Genomic DNA, 23,736 nt, shown 5'->3' with positions numbered 1-23,736 from the left:
TGTCAGCCTCCCTTGGTGGATTTCAAGCTGGCCAGCTTGTCGGTGTTATTCAGTACATCGCTGAGGATGTCTTCCAGCTTGTCGTTGCCAGCCAGCTTGTTGCGCAGGTCAGCCAGCTTGCTGCGCGTCTTCAGCAGCTTGCCGAGCGGCTCGACCTGCCGCACCACCGATTCCGGACGGAAGTCCGACATCGACTTGAAGCGCAGCTCCACATTGAAGCTGGTGTTGTCGTCGCTGAGCTGATTCGGCACTTCAAAGCGCGCCACCGGCTCCACCCCGCCCAGCACCTCATCGAAATTGTCGCTGTCGATGCTGACGAACTTGCGGTCCTTCAGGCGCTTTTTCTCTGAATCCGAATTGCCGCCGAAATCACCGACCACACCGACCACGAAAGGCAGCTCCTTGTTTTCCATCGCATCGCCGATCTCCACGTCGTAAGTCATCTGGACGCGCGGCGGACGTACCTTGGTCAGGCGCTTTTGGACACTGTCACCATTAGCCATACAAACTCCATCGAAAGAGAAACTGCGGGACGGCAGGTTATTTCAATCCACCGAAAGGATCATTGCTGTTGGTCTGATTGCTGCTTTTTGCCGGCGCCGTTTTCCTGCCGGCGGCGGCAACCGGCGCCGGTTTGCGGGCGGCGGTGTTCGGGCTCGGCACCAGCACGTCCTCGCCCAGGCTGGTGCGCAGCAGTTTGGCGAGATCCTGCGCCTCGGAGCGCAAGGAACCGTTCAGATTATTTTGCTGGCTCAGGTCCGCCAGCGCCTTGGTCGACAGACGTAGCCCGCTGACGGCGACGATGCTGTTACCGAGTTTGTCGCTGGGGTCGCGTTGCAGTGCTTCCAGCGCATTCATGATCGCCTCGCCGTAGCTGGCGCGGTCAAACTTGATCTGGGCCATATGCAGCCAGGGAGTCTTGTCGGCGGGGTAGTTTGCGGCGGCGCCTTTCAGGATGACTTGCGCCTTGTCGCTTTGTCCGGAGGCCAACGCGGTGCCGGCTTCCGCCAGCGCGCTCTCCAGCGTCGACGCCTGAGGTTTGGCGATACGGACGGTATCACCATCTGTCGCGCAGGCCGACAGCAGTAACACGCTGGCGATGCAAGGCAACCAGGTTCGTGGAGTGATCATCACTTCTCCTTTGCTTATGCGGACAGGAAGGGACCCATTATTCATGAACGCCATATCCCCACCATTGCGCTTACTCAAACGATGCTTCGCTTCTACATTGCTTGCGCAGCCGCAAATTCCGCCAATGGCGCTTTCGCTCTAATGGAGCGTCGGCGGCGCAGCTGCCAGAAAGAGGGAGACAGCATGAGTATTCCGTCCAAGGTTCTTTGGGGAGAAGGATTGTTCCTGCGGCCGCAGCACTTCCAGCAGCAGGACCAGTATCACGAAGCGCGCCTGCAGCAGATGGCGCATGCGCTGCATCCGTACCTGTGGGGCGTGAGCGCCATCGAATGGGATCTGGACGCGCTGAAGACCAACCGCCTGCGCCTGCAATCACTCTCCGCGATATTCCATGACGGAGAAATCATCGATGCGCCGTCCAGCGATCCACTGCCGACCGCCATCGACCTCGGCACCTTGCCGCCGAATCTGCAGGAGCTGACGTTCTACGCTGCCCTGCCCTCGCTGTCCCCCGGCGGCGGCAACGCCACGACGGCCGAACAACAAGGCGCCGCGCGCTTCCGCCAGACCTCGCGCGAAACGGCGGACCTGTACACGCAGGCCGTCAGTACGGACGTCAACTACCTGAAGAAGATCGTGCGACTGATGTCGGATCAGGAGCCGCTGGGCGCCTTCGACTGCATTCCCGTGATACAGCTGCGGCGCTTGGTGACGGGCGGCTTCGAGCCGGATCCGCACTTCATCCCTCCCGGACTGTCGATTGCCAGCGCACCGGTGCTGAAGGCGCTGCTGGACCGCCTGATGGATGCGCTGCAGGCCAAGGTGCAGTCGCTGCAGGGACACATGCGTGAACCCAGCCGCAACGTGATCGAGTTCCGCTCCGGCGATGTCTCGTCCTTCTGGCTGCTACACACCGTCAGCACGTCGGCCGCGGCGCTGATGCACTATGTGCGCAATCCCGAGCTGCATCCGGAGCGCTTGTTCGAAGCGCTGCTCGCGCTGGCCGGCGCCATGATGACCTACTCCAAGCAGTACTCATTGATCCATCTGCCCAGCTACCGGCATGAGGACCTGGCGCAATGCTTCTCCGGCCTGGACCGCATCATCCGCGATCTGCTGGACACCGTCATCTCGACCCGGTATTTTTCGATCGCGCTGTCGGAGGAGAAGCCCAGCTACCACCTGGGCAAGCTCGATTCCGGCAAGATCGACCAACGCACTACGCTTTATCTTGCGGCCAGCGCCGCGCTGCCGGCATTGGAACTGGTGGAGATCGTCCCGCTGCGCGTCAAGGTCGGCGCCCCGGACGACGTGGAGAAATGCGTACTCTCCGCCATGCCCGGCGTGAAGCTTACCCACGCTCCGCAAGTGCCGGCGGCCATCCCGGTCCAGCCGGATACCTATTACTTCGCTTTGGAGGGCAAAGGCATGCTGTACGAACAAATGCTGAAGGCGCAATCGATCTCCATCTACGTGCCGGCCGGAATACTCGACCTGCGGCTCAACCTCATCGCGGTGACGGCATGACGTCGCCGGTCGAACGCCGCGCCATCCCGACGCTGATGGGTGGACAACGCCGCCAGCAGCAGCCTGGCTATGGCCACGTGCAGACGCTGGTGGACCTGCTGCAGGAAGGCTTCTACCTGCTGTTCATGCTGAAGAACGGCAGCGTGCCGCCCGGTGAGGCACCCTTCCTCGACACCGTCACCGCCTACCTGGCGGAATTCGACAGCGAGGCGCGCAAGCTGCGCGCGCAAGGCGAAGACATCGATGCGGCCAAGTACGCATTCTGCGCCGCGCTCGACGAGATCATCCTGTCGTCGCAGTTTCCGATGCGCTTCGCTTGGGAACGGCGTCCGCTGCAGCTTGTGATCTTCGGCGACCAGCTGGCGGGCGAGCACTTCTTCGACCGGCTGGAGGCATTGCGCAGCAGCGGTGGCGCGCGGCTGGCGGCGCTGCAGGTGTTCCATATGTGCCTGCTGATCGGCTTTCGCGGCAAGTATGCGCTGGACGCCGGCGACAAGCTGGCCTACCTGACGGCGCGCGTCGGCGATGAGATCGCCCATATCCAGGGCAAGAGCAAGGGCTTCGCCCCTCAGGCCGAACGGCCGGACCAGATCGTCCACAAACTGCGCAGCAATACGCCGCTGTGGGCCATGTGCGCGGTGTTCGCGGTGATCGCCCTGGGTGCCTACATCGGACTGGCGTCGTCGCTATCGCATTCGACACAGAATACGCTGGCCGGCTACAACGATCTGGTGAAGCTGGCCCCGCGTCCGGCCTATGTGACGATCACGCTGCCGTAGATTTTTATTGCGCGACGCGGAACTCGATGCGACGGTTGCGCGCGCGGCCTTCCGCGTTGCTGTTCTCCGCAACCGGCCGGTCCGGTCCCTGGCCGGACACCGTCACCATCTCCGACGGTATCGCCTTGCCGGCGAGGTAAGTCCGCACCGCTTCGGCGCGCGCGAGGCTCAGCGTCAGGTTGCTCTCGCGCAGACCGACGTTGTCGGTATGGCCGATCACTTCCACCTTCTTGCCCTTGACCTTTTGCAGCGCGGCGGCCATTTCGTCCAGGATGCCTTTGCCGGAGGCCGTCAGCGCCGCCTTGCCGCTTTCGAATTCAATGATGCGCCTGGCGAGCGTCTCATCCAGCAGGTTCTGCTCGGCCGCGCTGACACGCAAGCCGTTGTTGACGGTGTAGCCGGGATTGAGGCTGGTGGCGATATCGCTGGCGATCTGCTGCCGCTGCGCCTCGTTGGCCACCTCGCCGCGCACGGTCACATTGGTGCCGTCGATCTTGAGTTCGCCCTTGCTGATCAGCTTCAGGTTCGGCTGGATCAGCTTCTGCACATAGCCGTTCCAGTTGGGCGGCAGTGACACCGGTGAAATCGCGACCTGGTCGACCACCCGATCGGCGCCATACAACTCACGCATGCGCTGCAGCATGGCGGCCTTGCTGGCTTCATCCGGCACGGCGCCGCTGACCAGTATCTGCCCCGGCTTGGGCGACACGGGTAACGGCGTCTGCGCGGCGCAGTAGAGCGAGGTTGACAGCAATACCGGCATCACCGCCGGCCAGATGGTCCGCTGGCGCATTGCAGGACTCCTCATCAGGAAAAGGTTTCGTGGAACAGCGCGTGGGCCGAGCGCAGCGACAACTGCCCTTGCTCCAGGTACGCCGACAGCTTCTGCACATTGGCGTCGCCGGCGATCAGTTCATCGACCCAGCCCGCGTATTCAAAGGTGATCTGCTGTTCGAGGGCGCAGCGTGGATCAATGATGGCCTGCAGGGTTTCCGGCGCGGCTCCGCTGAAACCGATCACCAGCACCGGCTGCTCACGCAGTTCGGCAAAGAACAGGCTCAGTTCAAAGTCCGCCTGATGCAAAAATGGCGTGATCAGGTCCAGCCAGAAGGCGGCCACCAGGTTGCGCTGACGCTCCGATGCCGGCAACGGCAGTACCAGGCTTTTGTCCAATCGCTCAGCCCCGCTGCGGCGCACCGGCTGCAGCAGCAGGCCGATCGCCAATATGGTTCGGCGCACAGAGCTGCGCGCCAGCATCGCCTCCAACCCCGCGATGTTGTGGCGATCGAGGAAGTCGGTGAACAATTGTTCGTGCATCGCCTCGCCGGGATCTATATAGACGGTGGTCGCGGCCAGCGCCTGCAAAGCGGGATCGGGATCATCCGCGTCCATCACGCCGCCGATCAGCGGAGCCACGGCGTGCCACAACGGCGCCAGCACCAGCGGGCTGCGGGCGACAAACTTGCTCGGCTCGTCGATCTCGATGGCGCTCATGCCGAGGAAGGGATAGCGCCGCTGCGACAGGTCGCCGCTGGTCCGCAGATGGCCTGCGATGGCGCGCCTGCTGTGCGTGCCGACGAAGGCGAAGTCCAGCGGCTGCAAGGCGTCGTAGTTCAGCTTCCAGCGTGGATCGATGCTGAGCAGGTTCATGACTTCGGCCAGCCAGCCGTCCAACAAGTTGGCCAGCGCCAGGTTATCGGCCGCCTTGATAAAGTCGCCGCGTGCCGGCAGCTTGCCGAAGTAGCCGATGCGCGCGGTCTGCGCCCCCCGCTTCACGGAGCGGCTCCGGCCGATACGGCGGACGGCGCGCCGACGATGGTCTCCGGCAGCTTCATGCCACGGAACCCCTGCTCCTGCGGCGCGGCACCCGCGCTCTCCGGGCTGCTGACGATTTTCAGGCCCATCGTCACCGTGATGGCGCCGGCGGTCCAGCGCAGCTCGAACACGCCACCGTCGCGCTTTTGCTTGGCGGCGGCGTCGATCATGCGCCGCAGTCCGAACTGGCCGGCTTCGTTGAACACTTCGACGCTGCGGCCGTCGAACGCCACGGCGGTGATGCGGGCGCCTGGCACACCTTGCGGACTTGGGTGAACCATGTTGGCCCATTGCGCGGGCGTGTTGCGATAGCGAAGCTGCTGGCCATCGATATCGACGGTATATTCCAGCGTGCCCGGCGCCGGCATGGGCTGGATCTGAAAGATGGTTGGCGCGGCGGCCGACGCGGCAGCCACACCGCCCGCGCCGATGGGCGCGATCCAGCCGGGGAAGCGGGCCACCGTTTGCGGCGACAGCGTGATGCCCATGTCGGCCCAGGTGCGCGCCGCCAGCACGTCGCCGCGTCGCAGCACCAGCGGGCCCATGGCGGTGGTGGCGAATTTGGCGATCAGGCCATCGGGACCGAAGAACTGGGCGATTTCGGCGCTGCCGGCCTCGATGCGGGCGTTCGGCGAGAACGGATATTTGTTCGCCAGCGATTGCTGGAACGGTTCGTACACCTGCGCCAGCCAGGTCTTGTTGAGCTCCGCCTCGGCCGGGCCGACCAGCACCGCAAAGGTCTGCATCAGCGGCCGCACCAGGATGGGACGAATCGACAGCTTTTGCGAGTCGCTCATCCCGGTCAGCATTTGTTCGTCGACGTAGCGCAGCGCATCGGCCAGCTCGGAGCCACTGCCCTCAAGCGTCTGCTGCATGAACTGGCGCGCGCCGGGGCCGGGATCGCCCTGGTTCTTCAGCTGATTGAGCCGGCTGCGCAGCTTGGACAGCGCGTCCATATAAGAGCGCATCAGCGATGCGTCCTTGTCCTTGAGCGCCACCAGTTTGCCGACGCCGGAAAATTCACGGCCGATGGGTCCCATCGGTTTCTCGGCGCGGGCCTGGTCCAGCTGGACGTTGACGTTGATTTGCGACGGCCCGCGCCGCAGCACGCTGTTCTTGATCCAGCTGACGAAGCCCGACTGCGCCTCTTTCAGCTCGGTGCTCATGACCGACGGGTTGTCCCACGAGGTTTGCTGGTGGATCGTGTTCAGCAGCTTGATGAGCGGCGACGATTGCGGATCGCCGAGCCGGTTCATCGCGATGACGGCTGCATCGAAACCATTCAGGTTGGCGATGGTGACGCCTTGTACGAACTTCTGCCACTCGCGCGCGTAGTCCGCCTTGTACAAGTCCGTCAGGCCCTTCTCGATTTGTTCGGGGCTGCCTTCCAGCGTGAGGTCGTCGCGGGCGGCGGTTTTCAGCACCCAATCGGCGCTTTGCAGTTCGTGCGTGGCCGCTTCGCGGAAGGCGCCCTGCACGAACTTCTCCCACGCCTCGCGGGTGTAGGCGCCGGGAATGGCGTAGCTGCCGGTCACCAGCGTCTGGTCCTGCTCCCCCACCATGCGCGCCACCGTCATCGCCGGGAAGCGGGTGTTGGCGCGGGCGCGGATGTCGGCGTAGACGCGTTCCCGCGCCGGCATGCCGCGCACCACGCGGCGCAGGTTCTCGCGCGCCTGGTCGACCAGCGCCAGCTTCTGCTCGATGCGCGGCCACGATGGATCGGAGATCTGGGCCAGGTAGAAAGTCATCAGCCGCTCGGCGCTGTGGATCATCTGCTCGCGCGGCATGGCGCCGCGGTTGTTCTCAAGCCAGCCGCGCCAGTAACGCGTGAGCTGGTCGTTCAAGTGCCCCGGCTCGGCATGCGCGCTGTCGGCCAGCGTCAGATAGCTTTTCAGCGCGTTGTAGGCGTCTTCCACATTGATGGCGGAGGCTTCCTGGAACTGGCGGCCGGGCGTGGATGGTGCCGGCGCGCCGCCCGCCATCTGCAACTGGTCGGCATGCGCGTTCATCTCCGACAGCAGAGTCTCCAGATTGGAGACCACCGGCTTGAGCATCACTTCGCGCACGCCCGAGAAATATTCCTCTCGCAGCTTGCGCTCCAGCAGTTCGCCCTGATACAGCCCCATACGCAGCGACCATGGCCGGTCTGCGCGATACTTCTCCAGCTGCGCTATCCTGTCCTGGATGACCTCCAGCGCCTCGAAGCGCGACTGCAGATCGAGCCGCTTTTCCTGCAGCTTGACGACCTTGTCCAGGTCCGCCTGCACATTGCTGACCAGTTGACGGTTGCCCAGGTAAGACCAGCTCCATCCGCCCAGCGCCCCGCCCAGCGCCAACACCGCCGCGAAAAACGCCGCATACGTCAGCTTGACCTTGTTCTTGCTGGCGTACTGCGACACCAGGTCCTTGTCCGCGAAGATCACCTTGCGGAATAAGTTCAGCAGGAAGAAGCCGGACTGCCCTGCGCCGGTAATCGTGGGCGCATCGGATACCGTCAGCGCAAAACGCCTGGCCAGGCGCTGCGATTGTTCGCTGACCGGCATCCCCTCCTGCAGCGCGCTGGTGAAGTAATAGCCGCGAAACACCGGCTTGAACTGGAATGGGTTTTCCTCGAACAGCGTGGCCAGGAAGGCGCGCAGCGGCGTGCGTATCGTCGCGAACTCCAGCGGGAAGGTGAACACGCCGGGTTCCATGCGGTCGCGCCGCTGCTGGCCCATGTTGGCCAGGCTCAGTTGCTTGAGGCCGTCGCACAATTCGTCGAAGCTGTGGTCAAAAAAAGCGAGCATCTGCTGGCTGCTGGCCTTGCGTTTATAGGGCATGGTCGCGCCCCACACGCGCTCGCGTTCGGCCCGCTCGGCACGGGCGAAGAACTCGCTGAAGCCGGCGATCAGGTCGGCCTTGGTGAACACCACGTACACCGGCGCGAACACTTCCAGCCGCTCGATCAAGTCCTGCACGCGCTTGCGCAGGCTGCGCGCCAGCTTGATGCCCACCTCGGGATCGTCGCCGCGCAGCTCGGCGATGCTGACCGCGATCAGGATGCCGTTGATCGGCGCGCGGCGGCGGTACTTCTTCAACAGGTCGAGGAAGCCGAACCACTCGGCACGATGCTCGTCGAGCACCGAATAACGGCCGGCGGTGTCGAGCAGGATGCCGTCGGTGGTGAAGAACCAGTCGCAATTGCGGGTGCCGCCCACGCCCTGCACGATCTTGCCGTCGGCGAAGGGGAACTGCAGGCCGGAGTTGGCGATGGCCGTGCTTTTTCCGGCGGCCGGATTCCCGATGATCATGTACCAAGGCAGCTCGTACAAGGCGCGTTTTCCGGACACGATGCCCATCTTCGAGCCCTTGATAGTCTCGATCGCCTTCATCATGCTGTCGCGGATGGCCTTGACCTCGGCGCCGGACTGGGTGCCGATGGCCTCGCCCAGCTTGTCCGATTCGCGCCGCGCCCGCAACCGCCGCCACAGCCAGATCGACGCGGCCAGCAGCAGCATCAGCGCGGTGGCCGCCAGCGCCCAGATCAGCGCCAGCTCGAGCACTTGCGCGCCCAGGTAAAAGAAGGCCGCCATGGCTATCAGGCCGATGATGGTCAGGTGGCGGGTATCGGTGAGGAAGTACCAGATTCTTCGCATCATGAGGACGTGGCCGGCGGGAATGAAGCGCCTGAGCAGCAAGCGGACCGGCCAATGTTGCCACCAACCATGGAAGAATTTTTTGATAGAAAACAATAATTGCCGCGCCGCTCTATTTCCTGGCCATGCCCGCCACGCGCAACTCCGTGTGGCCGAAGTCCATCATGGTCCAGCGTCCGCCCCAGCGCAGGCCCGCCGCCTCGGCCGCCTCGCCGTACAGGCGATAGCCGCGCATCGTCCACGGAGCCTTTTCCGAGATCACCAGCTTGCCGTTGCGCAGGAAAGCGCAATCCGCCGCCAGGCCGAACTGGTGATAGCTCTGGAAAGCCTTGGCGTTGGTCACGCCGGGGCCGGCCGCGGCCAGCGCGTTCTGCCGCTCGGGACTGCGGTAGCCCTCCAGGATGGCCATGTCGTAGCCGTGCGCCTCCTTCATGATCTTGAACACCAGCAGCAGGCGTTGGGCAAACTCGGGGTCGAGCAACTGCCAGTTGCGGTTGGCGCCGTCCAGCATCGGCCGCGCCAGCGTGACCTCGGCCGTGGTGAACGCCGGCGGCGGCAGCGGTGCCGGCAGCGCCAGCTGTTCGCCTTTCAGCAGCTCGGTGACCTGGTCGTTGATGGCGCGGCTGTCGCTGTCGTAGCCGCCCAGCATGCCGCGGCCGCTGAGCACCAGCGCCAGCATCGTCGGCACCGTCAGCAGCACAGCGGCTGACAAGATCAACAGGTACCGCCGCTGCAGGAAGCGCAGCACCTGCATCAGTCCGGCGCCGGCGCCGCGCCCGGCCGTCGCGGCCTGCCGGCCTCCGGCAAGACAGCCGCCGCGCATTTGCTGCTCGATGCGGCGGACTGCCGCCGCCATCGACAGCACCACCACCTCCCTGCCGGCCGGGAACAGTGCCAGCCAGGCGGCAACACAAGCAAACAGGAAAAACATCAGCACTGAAAAGAGAAACATGGTGCGCTCCGTCAAAGCAAGATCGCCCCGCAGACCGGACACTGGCTGGGACTGGAACGCACCATCGTAGGCGCTTTACCGCGCGGCGTGAAAGACCAGATCAAACTCGGAGGGAATACTGTGGATACGTCGAAACAAAAACCCGACTTGATGAGTACGGTACGCGGTCCGGCGGACGGCGGCAAACGCATCCTGGCGCACCTGGAACACGGCCGCAGTCCGGCGGCCAAGCCGGCGCGCACCGCCGGCTGGACCATTGACGGCTGGACCATCGGTTTGTGCGTACTGCTGCTGACGATGGCCGGCATGGCGTGGATGATGCACAAGAAGACCATCACGCCGGACTCCTTCAAGCCTGGACGTGTCGGTTCGAGCGTGCCGGCCATGCCAGCGGCGGTAGAGCATCATGAAGCGCCGCCGGCCGAGCGCAGCAGCAATCAGGCGGCGTCAATTATCAACGATCCGGCAGCCGGCGTGTCCGCTGAACGTTCAGCCGAACCGGCGGTGCAGAAAACACGCCCAGCCGCCCCCGCCACCTTGGCAAGCACCGCTTCGCCACGTGCAGCTCCTGTCAAGGTGCAGGCCCGCACCACGCCAACGCCGGCCGCCGCCGGCGACACCGACGTCGCCCTGCTGGCGGCGCTGGTCGCCCACGCGGGCAAGCCAAGCGTGGTGGCGCCCGAACGCAGCCGCGACGTGGTCGAACGTCAGGAAGGGGACAGCACGGCCCAGTTGCTGGCCCGCTGCAAGCAGCTGGGCCTGATCGAAGGCATGCTGTGCCGATCGCGCATCTGCTCGGGCCGCTGGGATGCGGACCCGGCCTGCCGCGCGCCGTCTCACTGAACGGCGTCAGCCGCGCTTGGGCACGTCCAGTCCAGTTGCGACAGCGGGACGGGCAACAAACGCCGCCAGCACACGCTGGACATGAGGGAATTGATCGAAGCCGACCAGCTCGCCGGCACCATAGAAACCGACCAGATTGCGCACCCACGGGAAGGTGGCGATGTCGGCGATCGTGTACTGCTCGCCCATGATCCATTCGCGGCCTTGCAGGCGTTGCTCCAGCACGCCCAGCAGGCGCTTCGACTCAGCCACATAGCGCTCGAGCGGACGCTTGTCCTCATACTCCTTGCCGGCGAATTTATGGAAGAATCCCACCTGGCCGAACATCGGCCCGATGCCGCCCATCTGGAACATCACCCACTGCATGGTTTCGTAACGCAGGGCCGCATCCGCTGGCAGGAACTTGCCGGTCTTCTCGGCCAGATACATCAGGATGGCGCCCGATTCAAACAGCGCCAGCGGCTTGCCGCCCGGGCCGTTCGGATCGATGATGGCGGGAATCTTGTTATTCGGGTTCAGCGACAGAAACTCCGGCGACATCTGGTCGTTGCGGTCGAAGCTGACCAGGTGCGGCTCGTAGGCCAGGCCGGTCTCTTCCAGCATGATGGACACCTTGACGCCATTCGGCGTCGGCAGCGAATACAGCTGCACGCGTTCCGGATGCGAGGCCGGCCATTTCTGGGTGATGGGAAACGCGGATAGCTCAGCGGACAGGTCAGACATGGATATCCTTTGTTCAAGATAAGAAGGTATCCCCAATTATCCATGAACTGACCAGATCGCGCTGACGCGCCCGCCTTGCGCGCGCCGCCGCGTCGAACTACTGTATCGACAACTGCTTGGCGCCGGTGCCGACCTTCTTCGGCAGCGTCAGATGCAGCACGCCGTTTTCATAGCGCGCCTGCGCCTGGTCGTCGTCGACGTCCTGCGGCAGCGTGAAGCTGCGTTGTATGTGTCCGTAGTAACGCTCGGTACGCAAGGCGCCGCTCTTGCCGGTTGTTGCCGGCTGCTCATCCTTGACTTCCGCCGACAGCGACACCTGGTTGCCGTTGATGGCGACCTTGATGTCATCTTTCTGCACGCCGGGAATTTCGGCCTTGACGAGATACTCTTTTTCGGTCTCGCTGACATCCATCCGCAGGCGCGGCATCACCTCGGAATTGCGCCACAGGGACGGAGAAAAATCGCGAAACATTTCATCGATATCGCGGAAGGGATCGAAGCGCGCGATATCGCGGAACGGGTCCATACGCATTAGATTGTTGGCCATGGCGGTCTCCTTAAACGTTAGGACTACCATGATAAGAAGCGGCCCGGTTACGCGTTTGACGCACATCAAGGCGCGGCCTTGCCTCCCTGCGCCGCATACGAGCTGATCATCGCTTCGGAATAAAACTCGCCGCGCTCCTCGGCCGCCGCGATCATCGCCCGCCACAGCGGCACGATGCCGACGTTCAGCTTGTGGTAGCGCTCGAAGCCGCAGGCGTAGATGCCGCGATAGGTGGCCAGGCTGTGCTCCAGCTGTTCGCACTCCTTCAGCGTCGCCTCGACATAAGCCTGGCCCTGTTCCGCGCTCCAGACGCCGCTGCGCAACAGACCGTCGAGCGCCATCGCATCGGCGCCGCCCTCATGCACCCAGGGCGGAGACTGCTCGCTGAGGCCGCCCCGGCTGACATTGTTCTGCCACAGATGGGCCATTTCGTGCGCCACCAGCCGGGCGATCAATTGCCGCTTCTTGGGATGGTCCGTCTGCAAGCCGGCGCCGCCGAAGCGGTAGGCGATCTGCCCACCGATCGCGCCGCCCTTGATCGACAGCCCCGGCGCTTCGGTGTCGCCGGCGGCGACCAGCAGCAATAAGGGCTGTTTCAATTTCTGCCGATAGGCGCCGGTGTAATAGCTGGAGATTTTAGCGGTCGCGTCGAGCATGGCCTCGACCGCCCAGGCCGGCAGTTTCGGATCGAGAATGATGTTGGCGTCGCCGGCCGCTACCGGCGCTTGCGGGCCGAAATAGGCATACGGCGTCGCGCCGCGCGATGGATCCGCCGGCGAGGCCGGCGTCAGCACATATTCATTGCCGAGCCCCTCCAGCGTGAAGTTGGCGGCAACATCGCGCTGCACCGTCCCCTGCCGGGCATCGCCCTGCAGGAAGCCCAGGTACACAGCGCGGCCACCGTCGGAAAAACGGTCCATGGCCACGTACTGCTTCTCCACCAACGCATCGAAAGTGGCGATCTCCAGGCTGACCTGCCGCAGCGGCTTGCCGTCGGACGCGGCCAGCGCATCCTCGTCCGCGCCGGTGGTCAGCGTCACGCCCGGCGTCAGCACTTTCCAGGAAGTTTTACGATAGTCGCCGACCGGCCGGAACGACAGCGCCGTCACCGGCTGCGAGAACTGGTACTCCACGCGCCAGGTATCGGGCGCCGTATGCGTCACGCGCACCTGCGCCGGCAACGGCGCCTCGGCACACGCGCCCGTAGCCATGCTCAACGCCAGTCCCGCCCCCATCAAGAATCTCTCCAGCATCGCCGCATCCCGTCGTTATAGAAACGGCAAAATATAGCATAAAAGACATGTCTTTTTTAACTTCCTTCTCCGCCCGCCGGATGGGCCGCCAGGATGCGGGACAGATAGGGTTGCGTCACCCCCAGGTAGGACGCCAGGATGCGTTGCGAGATCCGGCACTCCAGGCCCGGATAGTCGGAGCGGAAGGCCTCCAGCCGTTCCAGCGCCGTACTGGCCGCGAAGGCGTAAGTGCGGCGGGCGCTGAGCTTGATCATATGCTCGAGCACCTTCAGATAATAGTTGCTGAAAAACTGGCTTTCGTCACGCAGCCGGCAGATGTCGGCCCAGTCCCAACGGAAGCCGCGCACCGCCGTTTCCGCCATGATGAACTGCATCGCGGGCACGCCGTCCGAGATCGACAGCAAATCCTCGTGCGCGTTGGCGTTCCAGCCCTCCGTGGCGAAGCGTATGGTGACGTCGGCGCCGGACACCACGATGAAGCCATTGCGCGTCACGCCTTCGGTAATCCAGTAGATCGATTGCGCCACGCCGCCCTGCCGCTGCAGATACTCGCCCTTGGCGGCCGTGAACGGGTGGGCAATAGGCGCGATGGCAAGCGTCATCTCGGTGTATTCGTCGTCGCTGACGCCATAACGCCGCACAATTTCCCGCCGAAACTTCTCTCGTTGTTTAAAAAAATATTGTTGCATTTTATTAACTTATGTTTATAAATCACATTGTAATCGCTAAAAATGTTAGCGCAAACATTTTGTTGCGCAATGATTTTTCTTTTTGCGAATATGCTCTAGTGCATAGCGACTAAGGCCGGCCTTGCCTACACTGCACCGTTGCCTCCCGGCCGGAAACGCCGCGATGCCCCCTACCGAATCGACCAATGAGCAATAAACCACCGAACGCGCCCACCACCAGCCTGCTCAAGAAACTGGGCGCCATGACGGCGCTGCGGGAAATGCCCTTGCTGGAGCAAAGTCTGTTACGCATGCTGGGTCCTGTGCTCGGGGCGCGCTCCACCACGCTGTACCGTGTAGACCGCCACCGTGAAGTGGTGCGCGCGCTGCACCACGCCCACGCCGTGGATGCGCAACACGGCGAACTCCAGCGCACCATCGAGCGGATCGAGGAGATTCATACCGGTATCGTCCTGCCGGATCATGTGCGCGAACTGTTCGACGGCATGCGCATGCTGGGACGCCACTGCAGCCGCCAGCACCGCGACGGCTATATCGTCGGCTATCCCCTGTACAACGGCGACACGCTGCGCGGGTACTTTCTGTTTGAGCGCGAACACGATGTCACGCCCCACGAAGACGCCCTCGTCGACGGCGTGCTGGAAGTGTTTTGCAACTACTACGCCCTGCTCGACACCAGCAAGCGCGACCGCCTGACCGGCCTGCTCAACCGTTACGCGCTGGAGCTCAACCTGGGGCGACTGTGGGACCGCATGTCCGGGCGCTGGCATGGCGCCGCCGACGCGCGCACGCCGGACCGGCGGGTGGCCGAGCTGCAAACCTATTGGCTGGGCGTGCTCGACATCGACCACTTCAAGCGCATCAACGACGGCCATGGCCATATCATCGGCGACGAGATCCTGCTGCTGGTGGCGCGCCTGCTGGAAAGGGCGTTCCGCCGCCATGACCTGCTGTACCGCTACGGCGGCGAGGAATTTGTCGTCGTCATCGCCGCCGACGACAGCCACGCCGCCGCGCAGGTGTTCGAACGCGTGCGCCGCTGCGTGGAGGAATTCAATTTCCCCCAGGTCGGCCGGGTCACGGTCAGCGGCGGCTATTGCGTCGCCAACCCCAGCGTGCTGCCGCAAACCGTCATCAACCAGGCCGACCGGGCGCTGTACGAAGCCAAGAGCGCCGGCCGCAACCGCATCTTCCACTACGATGACCTGATCGACCGCGGCGTGCTGGAAGAAGTCGCGTCAGGCAGCATCGACCTGTTCTAGCGCCGCGCGATCAGGGGTGGCGCGCCAGCGCCGCGTTGAACCTGGCGATCTCGCTGTCCTCCACTTGCTGGGAGCACATCAGGTGGCGGTAATAGCCCTGCGGCATTTCCTTGAAGGTGACGACGCGCAGCTGCTCGGTGCGGAAGATGCCCAGCGCCAGATAGTATTCCGCTTCTTCCTTCGGCGCGAAAAGAACGTCGGCGCGGCCGGCCGCGATCATGTTGAACAGTTGCGGCATATCGCCCGCACTGGCCATGCGCGCCGCCTTCATGGTGCTGAATTTCTTGTCCAGATAGGTGCCGTAGACAAAGCCATCCTTCATCAGCACCGTCAGTTTTGCATCGGACAGGATGCCGTCGACGGTCGCGGCGATCCGCGGGAAGCGGGAAGAGACCACGGCCACCCACGGCCCGTCCTGCGACACCGGATTGGAATACTTGGCGAATTTTTCGCGTTCAGGCGTCTTGTACCAGCCGACCGAACAAAACTTGCCGCTGTTTTTACGCAGCAGCGCGAGCTGGCGCAAGGCCGGGATCTCCCGCCATTTGACCGGGATATGGGCTTTTTCAAACGCCCTCACGGTGGGCTCGACCGACGAGCCGCTGACCTGCAGATTCGGCCCCACCACCAGGTAAGGCGGGCGGTGGACGATATGCAATTCCAGGACCGTATCGGCGGCGCAGGCGGCCGTAGCACCCATGCCCGATAAGACGAAGGCCCCCAATGACAGGCCCTTCATGTCCCCACTCCTTGGTCTTTCATCTACTTACCCTCTTTCACATGCACAGCTGCGCGGATCGCCGGAATGGCGTAACGCGCTAGTGTAGGAAAAAGCCGGCCGCGGCTTTATACACTGGTACAAGTTTTGGAGAATTAGTGAAAGAATATAGCCGTCCGCAAACGGAAAAGGGCCCGTGATTGCTCACGGGCCCTTTCGTATTCTGGCTCCCCGACCTGGACTCGAACCAGGGACCTGCGGATTAACAGTCCGTCGCTCTACCGACTGAGCTATCAGGGAAAAGAGGCCGCATTATATACGGCCAATTTCTAGCTGTCTAGGCTAGCGGGCAAAAATCAGAAGCCGCCCTTGAACTGCACACCGAACTGGCGCGGCTCGTTGACGAAGCCGGTCAGGTTGTTGAAGTCGATGGCGCCGATGATACGCTCGGTGTTGGTGATGTTGCGAGCGAAGGCCGCCACTTCATACTTGCCGCCGGACCAGTTGTAACCCACACGCAGGCCGCCTTCCACCATGGACTTGCCGGTGAATTCCTTGGCTTCGTACAGGAAGAAATTGATCTTGCTGCGATACGACCAGTCGGTCAGCACGAACAGGTTGCCGTCGGCCAGCGCCCAGTTGTAGCGCGCGGTGGCGTTCAGGATGTACTTCGGCGCCTGCGGCAGCGGGTTGCCGTCGATGACCACGCGACCAGCCGCATTGATCGGATCGGTCACGGTGCACGAACCGCACTTGGCCACGGACAGCGACGGGTCCTTGATCTCGGTGAAGTTGTACGAACCGCCCGCGGTGACCTTGAAGTCCGGCGTCACGAAGGCTTCGAAGTCCGCTTCCAGGCCACGGCCGGCGGTCTTGGCGGCGTTGATCAGCTTGGTAACGTTGGAATTGCCGCCGACCACGGTCAGCTGCTGGTTCTTCACGTCGTAGTCGTAGATGCTGACCGACGCGCGGGCGCGGCGGTTGAACAAATCGGCCTTGATGCCGGCTTCGTACGAGGTGATGGTCTCGGCGTCGGCCACGGTGATCGGCACCGATGCCGACGCGGCGGCGATACTCGGCGCGCGGAAGCCGGTCGCCACGCGGGCGTAGGCGTTGACGTCCTTGTTGACCTTGTAGGTCGCGCTCATGTCCCAGTTGGTCTTGCTCTTGCTCTCTTCCACCGACTTGGGACCGATCTGCGTCACGTTGACCGCTTCAACGGTGCGGAAATCCTTCTTGTCGTCGGTGTAGCGCAGGCCGCCGCGCAGCACGACTTTTTCCGACAGGTCATAGGTCAGCGAGCCGAACACGGCCGAGGCGGTGTTGTTCTGGTGGCTGGCCAGGTGCGAGGTCTGCGCCTGGGTGTTGCTGTCGAAGTTGTTGCTGTAGCCGTCGGCGCTTTCCTTGAAGTAGTAGACGCCGGTCTGCCAGTTCAGCGGACCCGCGTTCTTCGATTCGACGCGGAATTCCTGGCTGTACTGGTGCAGGCCGGTCAGCCCGCCACCGGTCTGTACCTGGAATGGAATGAAGCCCGGGCCGGTCGGCGTGCCGCCGTCGATGTCGCCGCGGCTGTAGTAATTGTCCACGCCTTCGTAGCCGGTGATCGAGAACAGCTTGACCGAACCCAGGTCCCAGGTCAGGCGGGCGTTGGCACCGTTGGTGTCCAGGCTCTGCATGTTCAGGCCGTTGGTGTTGATCTTGGTGAAGTCGTAACCGTCGGCGAAGTCGTTGGTGCCCTTCTTGATGATGTTGGCGCGGAACAGGCGCGCGCTGCCGGTGGTCATGCGCGAGTGCACATTGAACAGGGCGTCAAACGTGGTGCTTGGCTTGTACAGGAACTGCACGCGCTCGGCGTGTTCGTTGTAGCCTTCCAGTACATCGTTCTGCTTGGTGTAGGTGTTGTCGACGAAGTTGTCGCGGTGCTGGCGCAGCGTCGAAACGCGCATCGCCCACTCGCTCGACAGCGGCACGTTGACGGCGGCTTCGGCGTTGACGGTGTTGTGGGTGGCCCACGACACGTTGTAATAACCGTCGACCTTCTTGAAGTTAGGCTTTTCGGATTCGAACTTGACCACGCCGGCCGGGGTGTTGCGGCCGAACAGCGTACCCTGCGGGCCGCGCAGCACTTCCACGCCGGCCACGTCGAAGATCGGGAAACCTTTCAGGATGCCGTTTTCCTGCACCACGTCGTCATACACCAGCGAGACCGGCTGCGAGGCGAAGGTGCTGAAGTCGGTGTTGCCGTAGCCGCGGATGTAGAAGCGCGGGAAGGTACGGCCGTTCGACGATTCAACGTTCAGCGACGGCACTTTGCCGGCCAGCAGGCGGATGTCCTGGCCGCCGGACAGCAGCACGTCCAGCTTTTCATCCTTGAGCAAGGAGACCGATACCGGCACGTCCTTGATGTTTTCGGTGCGGCGCTGGGCGGTCACGGTGACGGTTTCCAGCTGCGGCTCGGCGGCGGCGGTTTGCGCCATGGCGGAACCGATAGGCATGACGGCGCTCAGCGCCAGCAGGCGCTTGTGCATCTTCGACAGTTTGATCATTCAATTTCCCGAGTTGAGGTAAATCCAAGAGTTATAAACAGTGTCTCCTGTTCTCTCTTTTTGATATTGCCCGGTCGTCTGGCGCGACCGTGGCAACGCAAGCGGAATGTCTAGAATGCCACCGTCTTGCGAAGAGGCGGTATTTTCATTCATTGATACCGGATATTGCAAGAGCAATATAAGCAAAGTGCAATTAACTGATAGAAATTCGGCGCGCCGGGCGGCGCGACTGAATATTAGAAGGCGGCGGGACCGGCCCGCAGGCCGGTTGTGGTGACAAAAAACAACGTTAGCTTTTGTTCAGTTGTATCAAATTTTCCACACCGCCGGCCTACATGCCCAGCGATTTGAGCAGTTCGTCGGAGTCGTCGTCGCCCCCGGAGAAGTGCGGCTGCGATTGCGCCGAGGCATGATTGTCGCGCTCCTGGTCCATCAGCGCATCCGGATCGGCCACCTCGCTCGAGTCGAAGTCGTGCAGGCGGATGAATTCGGTGCGGTCGATCGCCAGTTCCAGATAGAAGATGTTGCTCTTCTCGGTGTAGAAGGTCACGCGGCGCATTTCCGGACGGTCCAGCGGCGTGTCCACGCTCAACATCACCTGCTTGTTAAGCACCAGCATCTTCGGCTGGTTCTGCGTGATGTTGGTCTGCAGTTCGCGCCGGATCTTGCCGGTGAAGTCGCCGACGATCTGGTTCATCAGCTCGCCCATGATGTTGGACACCTCGTCCGACGTGTGCGAGCCGGCCAGCTCGGACTTCGGCATGCCCATGTGCAACATGTAGCGTTCGTAAATTTCCATGGCCGTGTCGGCGGCAAAGTTCAGCACCACCAGGCCGGTGAAGCCGCCGTCGAACAGCACGAAGCAGCCGATGTCCGGCTTCAGGCCGATCTTGGTAATCCGCTGCACCATCCCCGAGTAATTGACCTTGCTTTGGGTCGCGACGTTCAACACCCGGGTCACCGAATTACACAGACTCATCAACAAGTCTTCGGTACCGTACACAACGTCCTTGTTTTCCTCGATCATGATCTACCTACCTCTGGTTATTTTTCTATAGACGACAGCCAACATGACTTGCCGACCATCAGATTCAGAATACCGAGGTGCAAGATTCTCGTCCACCGGAATCGCGCATTTGTGTGAGATTTGCGTGCCAAAATGCAAAAAATCGCCAGCCATGCCTTCACCAAGGCAATCTGCCACAGGCTTGGACTAAAGGAATTGTCAGGCGCCGCAGTTGATCTTCCACGGAACTCCGAAGCGGTCAATCACAATCGCATAGCATGGCGACCAGAATGTTCTCTGAGGTGCGAGGACAACCTGCCCTTCCGTTTGCAGCGCATTGAAGAACAGCTTCACCTTCTCCTCGGAGTCAACGCCAATCAGTACATAAAAGCCTTGGGGCTTCTCATATCTGCTCGAGTCTACATCGGCACCTGCCAGCTCAACGCCGTCTATACAGATATTTGCATGGACAATTTTTTCTCCGTGCGACGCTGACACCGCCGGGACTGGAGAGTCCTTAACCCGTAGCATCGTTCCGATTCGCCCGCCCAGATTCTCAGCGTAGAATCTAAAAGCCTCCTCACACTGACCGTTGAAATCGATATGAAATGACAAGCTCATGATCTGGTGTCCTTGTTCGTCTTGCGGCCTGACATACATATGGTCAGAGTAACATTTTTAGCTTTGCGAAACACACAAATAAACGGAAGTCTGAAACGCAAAAAGCCCAACCGGTAAAGGCTGGGCTTTTTGATCTTGCTGAATTCTGGCTCCCCGACCTGGACTCGAACCAGGGACCTGCGGATTAACAGTCCGTCGCTCTACCAACTGAGCTATCAGGGAAAAGAGGCCCGAATTATATCCCCTGCCCGCCAATTTGCCCAGCCCCACACCGAAACTATTTTCCCGCCCGCAAAATAATGTCAATTTAACAAAAACCTCAAGCCTGGAACGGCTGCGGCGCCCGCTGCAGGATGATGGTCACCGGCCGGTGCGGATGGGATGCGTGCGCCACCACCGTGATCGCTATCCGCTCGCGCCAGGCGGTCCGCGCCAGCGCCTCGATCTGGTGCTCGCGCGTGCAGAATTCCCGCTCCTTGCCGCAAGTGTCGAGCAGGAAGCCGGCGAAATCACCGAAGCAATCGTAAATCAGCCCGCTGACCTTGCCTTCGTAGCGGTGCGCGTGCGCATGTCCATGGCCCGGAGGCTGCCCGTGATGGCCGCCGCCCTCGCCGCCCGCACCGTCCGGCGACGGCTTGATGTCGTCCGGGTTGCCGCCCAGCCCGCCGACACGGTCGCCGATCAGCGACACGTAGCGGCTGAACACCGGATGCCAGCGGTCGCCGGCCGGCACCGCCTCCAGGATCCAGCGCAGCACCGACAACAGCCGCGACTCGGCGCCGACGATCACCTCCTTGGTGCGCACCGGTATCGTCAGCTGGTAGCTGCCAACCACCCGCCGCCAGCGGATCACGTCCACCGCATTTTCCCTAGACCCTTCGCGCCGCCCTTCTCCGCGGATGCCGATCACCACCGGCGGCAAGGCAAAGGTGTCGCTGACCTGGCGCACGATCACCGTGTACAGCTCGCCCTTGTGGATGGTGTCCGGCAGTTGCACCGACAGCAGCCCGGTCAGGCCGAACGAGGCGCCCGGCGGCAGCGGCACATACGAGATGCCGCCGACCGTCAGCCGTATCGTCTGCTCGTCCAGCAGGGTGAGGCCGTGGTTGACGTAGCGCGTGCCGGCCAGCGCGACGATCTGGCTGGCGGCCACCTCCGGTATGTAGATGCTGGCGATGCTGTCCTTCGGCAGGTTGCCCCATTCGATCAGCAGCTCGTCGGGCTGGCGGTCCGGCAGCTGCTCGGCGCCCTTGGCGGGACGCAGCTCGAAGGTGCCCAGTATCCGGCGCGACGAAGCGTAGCCCGGATTCGGCGATTCGATGATCGACAGGTTGCGCTGCGCCAGCTTGTCCGACGCCGCCGGCGATATGCCTGCGGGAATCGGATCGGGATCGAAGGCGATTTCCGCCACCAGGCATTGGTGGGCGTTGCGCACCAGTTGCTGGACAGACTTGCGGCCCGAGCCCCACGGTCCGTTGGCGGGCGACGGATGGGTCGGGAACTGCGCCTGCGTCTGGTTGATATCGAGCCAGCAGCCGAAGTAGGCAAACACCTCGCCGCCGGTGCCGTTCAGGGTACGCACATTGGCCGGATCCTGCTGCGCCGTCAACGCGGTGTTGGCAGAATTGACGCGCTCCTCGGCAAAGCACGGAATGGTCAGCAAGTCGCCGCCGCCGCTCAAGCCCAGCAAGGGGATCGCGTCGGTGCCGCTGGTGGCGCGGCGATACGTGGTGCCGGCGTCGAACTCGGTCGACGTGGTGCTGGCCGGGAACAGCCGGAAGAAGGTGCGCACGTTGCTGATGTTGGTCGAGCCGCGATAATGCACGCGGGCGATGGCGAAGTTGAACATCGCCGTGCCGTTGACCTTCTGCGACAGCTCCAGCGTTTCGTCGGTGGACAGGTTGTCGAAGGTCTCGCCCGCCGTGCCGGCGTTCAGGTTGGCCAGCACCTGCTTGATATAGGCATTGGCGTTGCCGCTGACGGTGGCGCCGAAGCGTGCATCGCCGTCACGGATCTTGAACACGCGCAAGTCGGTGCTGAGCCAGGACGTCGGGCCGTCCACCTCCCACGGATTGGGGTCGCGTATCAGCAGGATCTGCGCGTTGGCGCTCAGGCCGCCCAGCGTCGCCGTCATGTTGACGGTCAGCGTCTCGCCGGCGTTGGCGGGGAAGCCGCTGCTGTTGGCGAAGGTGATCCGGCAGACCCAGGTGAAGCGCTGCGGCGCGATCGGCAGACTGGCGTCCTCCGCCTCCAGCGACGTCACCGTGACCGACATGCCCGGCACCGCCGGATTGAAGGTGATGGTCGGCTTCACCGTCGGCGAATTGCCCAGCGTGCCGGGCGTGATGCCCAGCTTGTCCGGCCAGAAGCCGTCGGCCAGCACGTAGAACGCCTTGTCGATCACGGCCGGCGACGGCATCGTGTCGATCTCGTCCTTGCCGAAGGTGCTGCGGTCGGTGATGAAGGTGAAGCTCTTGCCGAAGTCCGACTGCGCCAGGTGTTCGGCGAAATATTCATGGCTGTCGGCGTTGTTGACCGCCTTGCCGGGATCGCTGGTGGCCAGCGCCAGGCAGGCCGTTTCGCCGTATTGGATGTCGTCGGTATTGCTGACCGCGTGGCTCCACTCGTGCACCAGCGTGCCGAATTTGCAATCGGTGCCGATCTGCGCCGCGCTCAGGTAGCTGCTGCACAGCCAGACCGTGCGCGAGCCCTTGTAGGTAAAGGCGAAGTAGCCCGGCTGGCAGGTGTCGCTGCCGTGGCCCTGGCCGGTGAAATCGTAGGTCACCTGTTCGTTGGCCAGGGTGCCGGAGATGTCGTTGTAGTCCTTGGTGACCTTGTCGTAGCGGCCCTGGTTGAAAGCGCCATACCAGGTCTGGTACAAGGCGTTGGTGCTGGCCGGCCCGGCGGCAAGCTGGGCAGCCGACAAGGCGGCGAAATACTGCGCGTTGCCGTGGGCGATGATGGTGTCGGCCTGCTGGGTCGCCGTGCCGCCGTTGAAATTGGGCGCCTTGGCGTTGTTCTTCGCCAGCCGCGACTCGGCCTTGCGCGCCAGTTGGCCGGAGGTCGATTTCGGCTCCGCGCCCGCCACCACCTCGAACTGCACGTCGGCCGGCGGCGCCATGTGCGCCTCATGCGCCTGACGCTTGCGCGCGCCGGCCTTGACGTTGCCGGTGACCATGAAGGCGTCTAAAAACACGGCATTCAGGGCCACGTTGTATTGCCCGGCCTGGTCGATCGCATACACCTCGGAAATATCGACGCTGAAACTCTGGCGCTCTCCCGGGCCGATCAGCGTGTAAGCGCTCGCCGGCGGATCGCCGCGCTTGACGAAGCGGCCGTCGTAGGGGATGCGCTGGCCCTCGCGCTCGACGACGAAGCAGTCGCCGCTGAGGGTGGCTTCCAGCGGCGTGGCCCAGGTCAGCAGTTGATAGGCCTCGGCGCTGGTGTTCTCGATTTCACAGGTGATGACGATGGGATCGCCCAGCGCGTACACAGGCTGGGCGGTCAGGGTGGCAACAAAGGGCTGATGTCTCATGTCGGGTCTCCTTTATGGGATTACCGATCGAGCATAAGACCGTCACTGCCATCGACATTGATACGGCGCAGACCGCCGCAGGCGGCGCCATTCATCGGCGGCTTGAACAACTCATCCATCCCAACCGACCAGTCATCGCAGCCGACTGGCGCAA

General features: G+C 62.9%; 19 protein-coding genes and 2 tRNA genes. 4 read left to right on the top strand and 17 right to left on the bottom strand.

Annotated features, from left to right (window positions below):
• Positions 1-2: 2 nt before the first annotated feature.
• Positions 3-503, bottom strand: a complete 501-nt coding sequence (tssB, locus tag ACCD07_RS02485) for a type VI secretion system contractile sheath small subunit (RefSeq protein ID WP_413446405.1) — start codon at positions 501-503, stop codon at positions 3-5.
• 37 nt (positions 504-540) lie between these two features.
• Positions 541-1,131 carry a hypothetical protein gene (locus ACCD07_RS02480; RefSeq protein ID WP_413446404.1) on the bottom strand — a complete coding sequence of 197 codons (591 nt, stop codon included), beginning with the start codon at positions 1,129-1,131 and terminating at the stop codon, positions 541-543.
• A gap of 183 nt (positions 1,132-1,314) precedes the next feature.
• On the opposite strand from ACCD07_RS02480, the gene tssK reads away from it, so the two are divergent.
• Positions 1,315-2,658 (top strand): type VI secretion system baseplate subunit TssK, encoded by a 1,344-nt coding sequence (gene tssK / locus ACCD07_RS02475; RefSeq protein ID WP_413446403.1) that lies wholly within the window; start codon positions 1,315-1,317, stop codon positions 2,656-2,658.
• Positions 2,655-3,437, top strand: coding sequence for a type IVB secretion system protein IcmH/DotU (gene icmH / locus ACCD07_RS02470; protein ID WP_176651910.1), 783 nt, complete (start codon positions 2,655-2,657; stop codon positions 3,435-3,437). The genes tssK and icmH overlap by 4 nt, the downstream gene beginning before the upstream one ends.
• A 4-nt stretch (positions 3,438-3,441) precedes the next feature.
• On the opposite strand, the gene ACCD07_RS02465 is transcribed toward icmH, so the two are convergent.
• The 4 genes from ACCD07_RS02465 to ACCD07_RS02450 form a co-directional block, all read right to left on the bottom strand.
• Positions 3,442-4,230: an OmpA family protein gene (locus ACCD07_RS02465; RefSeq protein ID WP_413446402.1), complete on the bottom strand. Its 789-nt coding sequence runs from the start codon at positions 4,228-4,230 to the stop codon at positions 3,442-3,444.
• Positions 4,231-4,244: 14 nt separating this feature from the next.
• The gene (gene tagF, locus ACCD07_RS02460) at positions 4,245-5,213 is read right to left on the bottom strand and encodes a type VI secretion system-associated protein TagF (RefSeq protein ID WP_413446401.1); all 969 of its coding nucleotides are present in this window, start codon (positions 5,211-5,213) and stop codon (positions 4,245-4,247) included.
• Positions 5,210-8,887 carry a type VI secretion system membrane subunit TssM gene (tssM, locus tag ACCD07_RS02455; protein ID WP_413446476.1) on the bottom strand — a complete coding sequence of 1,226 codons (3,678 nt, stop codon included), beginning with the start codon at positions 8,885-8,887 and terminating at the stop codon, positions 5,210-5,212. The genes tagF and tssM overlap by 4 nt, the downstream gene beginning before the upstream one ends.
• 112 nt (positions 8,888-8,999) lie before the next feature.
• Entirely contained in the window at positions 9,000-9,839 is an 840-nt protein-coding gene (locus ACCD07_RS02450) for a M15 family metallopeptidase (protein WP_413446400.1), read from the bottom strand.
• A gap of 150 nt (positions 9,840-9,989) precedes the next feature.
• Between ACCD07_RS02450 and ACCD07_RS02445 the strand changes: the two genes are divergently transcribed.
• On the top strand, positions 9,990-10,682 hold the full coding sequence (locus ACCD07_RS02445) for a hypothetical protein (RefSeq protein WP_413446399.1): 693 nt from the start codon (positions 9,990-9,992) through the stop codon (positions 10,680-10,682).
• A 6-nt stretch (positions 10,683-10,688) separates the two neighbouring features.
• Here the strand turns inward: ACCD07_RS02445 and ACCD07_RS02440 are convergent, their stop codons facing one another.
• From ACCD07_RS02440 to ACCD07_RS02425, 4 genes are all read right to left on the bottom strand, one after another.
• Positions 10,689-11,405: a glutathione S-transferase N-terminal domain-containing protein gene (locus tag ACCD07_RS02440; protein WP_176651915.1), complete on the bottom strand. Its 717-nt coding sequence runs from the start codon at positions 11,403-11,405 to the stop codon at positions 10,689-10,691.
• A gap of 97 nt (positions 11,406-11,502) precedes the next feature.
• On the bottom strand, positions 11,503-11,952 hold the full coding sequence (locus ACCD07_RS02435; RefSeq protein ID WP_176651916.1) for an Hsp20/alpha crystallin family protein: 450 nt from the start codon (positions 11,950-11,952) through the stop codon (positions 11,503-11,505).
• A 65-nt stretch (positions 11,953-12,017) separates the two neighbouring features.
• Positions 12,018-13,205, bottom strand: a complete 1,188-nt coding sequence (locus tag ACCD07_RS02430) for a hypothetical protein (protein WP_413446398.1) — start codon at positions 13,203-13,205, stop codon at positions 12,018-12,020.
• 56 nt (positions 13,206-13,261) lie between these two features.
• Positions 13,262-13,846: a Crp/Fnr family transcriptional regulator gene (locus ACCD07_RS02425; RefSeq protein WP_176651918.1), complete on the bottom strand. Its 585-nt coding sequence runs from the start codon at positions 13,844-13,846 to the stop codon at positions 13,262-13,264.
• Positions 13,847-14,079: 233 nt separating this feature from the next.
• On the opposite strand from ACCD07_RS02425, the gene ACCD07_RS02420 reads away from it, so the two are divergent.
• Positions 14,080-15,156, top strand: a complete 1,077-nt coding sequence (locus ACCD07_RS02420) for a GGDEF domain-containing protein (RefSeq protein ID WP_353402839.1) — start codon at positions 14,080-14,082, stop codon at positions 15,154-15,156.
• 10 nt (positions 15,157-15,166) lie between these two features.
• Here ACCD07_RS02420 and ACCD07_RS02415 read toward each other — a convergent pair whose 3' ends face one another.
• The 7 genes from ACCD07_RS02415 to ACCD07_RS02385 form a co-directional block, all read right to left on the bottom strand.
• Positions 15,167-15,895, bottom strand: coding sequence for a substrate-binding periplasmic protein (locus ACCD07_RS02415; protein ID WP_353402838.1), 729 nt, complete (start codon positions 15,893-15,895; stop codon positions 15,167-15,169).
• 203 nt (positions 15,896-16,098) lie between these two features.
• Positions 16,099-16,174 (bottom strand) — tRNA-Asn (locus ACCD07_RS02410).
• 56 nt (positions 16,175-16,230) lie between these two features.
• Positions 16,231-18,420 (bottom strand): TonB-dependent receptor, encoded by a 2,190-nt coding sequence (locus ACCD07_RS02405; protein WP_413446397.1) that lies wholly within the window; start codon positions 18,418-18,420, stop codon positions 16,231-16,233.
• A gap of 331 nt (positions 18,421-18,751) precedes the next feature.
• On the bottom strand, positions 18,752-19,447 hold the full coding sequence (locus ACCD07_RS02400; protein WP_176651922.1) for a DUF3334 family protein: 696 nt from the start codon (positions 19,445-19,447) through the stop codon (positions 18,752-18,754).
• Positions 19,448-19,645: 198 nt separating this feature from the next.
• Positions 19,646-20,047: a VOC family protein gene (locus ACCD07_RS02395; protein ID WP_413446396.1), complete on the bottom strand. Its 402-nt coding sequence runs from the start codon at positions 20,045-20,047 to the stop codon at positions 19,646-19,648.
• Between the two features lie 146 nt (positions 20,048-20,193).
• Positions 20,194-20,269: transfer RNA gene (locus ACCD07_RS02390), tRNA-Asn, on the bottom strand.
• Positions 20,270-20,366: 97 nt separating this feature from the next.
• Positions 20,367-23,582: a M35 family metallopeptidase gene (locus tag ACCD07_RS02385; RefSeq protein WP_413446395.1), complete on the bottom strand. Its 3,216-nt coding sequence runs from the start codon at positions 23,580-23,582 to the stop codon at positions 20,367-20,369.
• Between the last annotated feature and the right edge of the window lie 154 nt (positions 23,583-23,736).

Origin of the sequence: Duganella sp. Dugasp56, from assembly GCF_047304105.1 — a bacterium.
GTDB lineage: Bacteria > Pseudomonadota > Gammaproteobacteria > Burkholderiales > Burkholderiaceae_D > Rugamonas > Rugamonas hordei.
Note: the sequence above shows the minus strand (reverse complement) of the source record. Positions and strands in the feature narration are given on the sequence as shown.

Bases quoted from the DNA above. Each gene is read 5' to 3' on its own strand.
- ACCD07_RS02480 (WP_413446404.1), bottom strand. From the start codon at position 1,131: ATGATCACTCCACGAACCTGGTTGCCTTGCATCGCCAGCGTGTTACTG.
- tssB (WP_413446405.1), bottom strand. From the start codon at position 503: ATGGCTAATGGTGACAGTGTCCAAAAGCGCCTGACCAAGGTACGTCCG.
- ACCD07_RS02445 (WP_413446399.1), top strand. From the start codon at position 9,990: ATGAGTACGGTACGCGGTCCGGCGGACGGCGGCAAACGCATCCTGGCG.
- ACCD07_RS02420 (WP_353402839.1), top strand. From the start codon at position 14,080: ATGAGCAATAAACCACCGAACGCGCCCACCACCAGCCTGCTCAAGAAA.
- ACCD07_RS02405 (WP_413446397.1), bottom strand. From the start codon at position 18,420: ATGATCAAACTGTCGAAGATGCACAAGCGCCTGCTGGCGCTGAGCGCC.
- tssM (WP_413446476.1), bottom strand. From the start codon at position 8,887: ATGCGAAGAATCTGGTACTTCCTCACCGATACCCGCCACCTGACCATC.
- ACCD07_RS02400 (WP_176651922.1), bottom strand. From the start codon at position 19,447: ATGATCGAGGAAAACAAGGACGTTGTGTACGGTACCGAAGACTTGTTG.
- ACCD07_RS02450 (WP_413446400.1), bottom strand. From the start codon at position 9,839: ATGTTTCTCTTTTCAGTGCTGATGTTTTTCCTGTTTGCTTGTGTTGCC.
- ACCD07_RS02395 (WP_413446396.1), bottom strand. From the start codon at position 20,047: ATGAGCTTGTCATTTCATATCGATTTCAACGGTCAGTGTGAGGAGGCT.
- ACCD07_RS02435 (WP_176651916.1), bottom strand. From the start codon at position 11,952: ATGGCCAACAATCTAATGCGTATGGACCCGTTCCGCGATATCGCGCGC.
- icmH (WP_176651910.1), top strand. From the start codon at position 2,655: ATGACGTCGCCGGTCGAACGCCGCGCCATCCCGACGCTGATGGGTGGA.
- tssK (WP_413446403.1), top strand. From the start codon at position 1,315: ATGAGTATTCCGTCCAAGGTTCTTTGGGGAGAAGGATTGTTCCTGCGG.
- ACCD07_RS02385 (WP_413446395.1), bottom strand. From the start codon at position 23,582: ATGAGACATCAGCCCTTTGTTGCCACCCTGACCGCCCAGCCTGTGTAC.
- ACCD07_RS02465 (WP_413446402.1), bottom strand. From the start codon at position 4,230: ATGCGCCAGCGGACCATCTGGCCGGCGGTGATGCCGGTATTGCTGTCA.
- ACCD07_RS02415 (WP_353402838.1), bottom strand. From the start codon at position 15,895: ATGAAGGGCCTGTCATTGGGGGCCTTCGTCTTATCGGGCATGGGTGCT.
- ACCD07_RS02440 (WP_176651915.1), bottom strand. From the start codon at position 11,405: ATGTCTGACCTGTCCGCTGAGCTATCCGCGTTTCCCATCACCCAGAAA.
- ACCD07_RS02430 (WP_413446398.1), bottom strand. From the start codon at position 13,205: ATGCTGGAGAGATTCTTGATGGGGGCGGGACTGGCGTTGAGCATGGCT.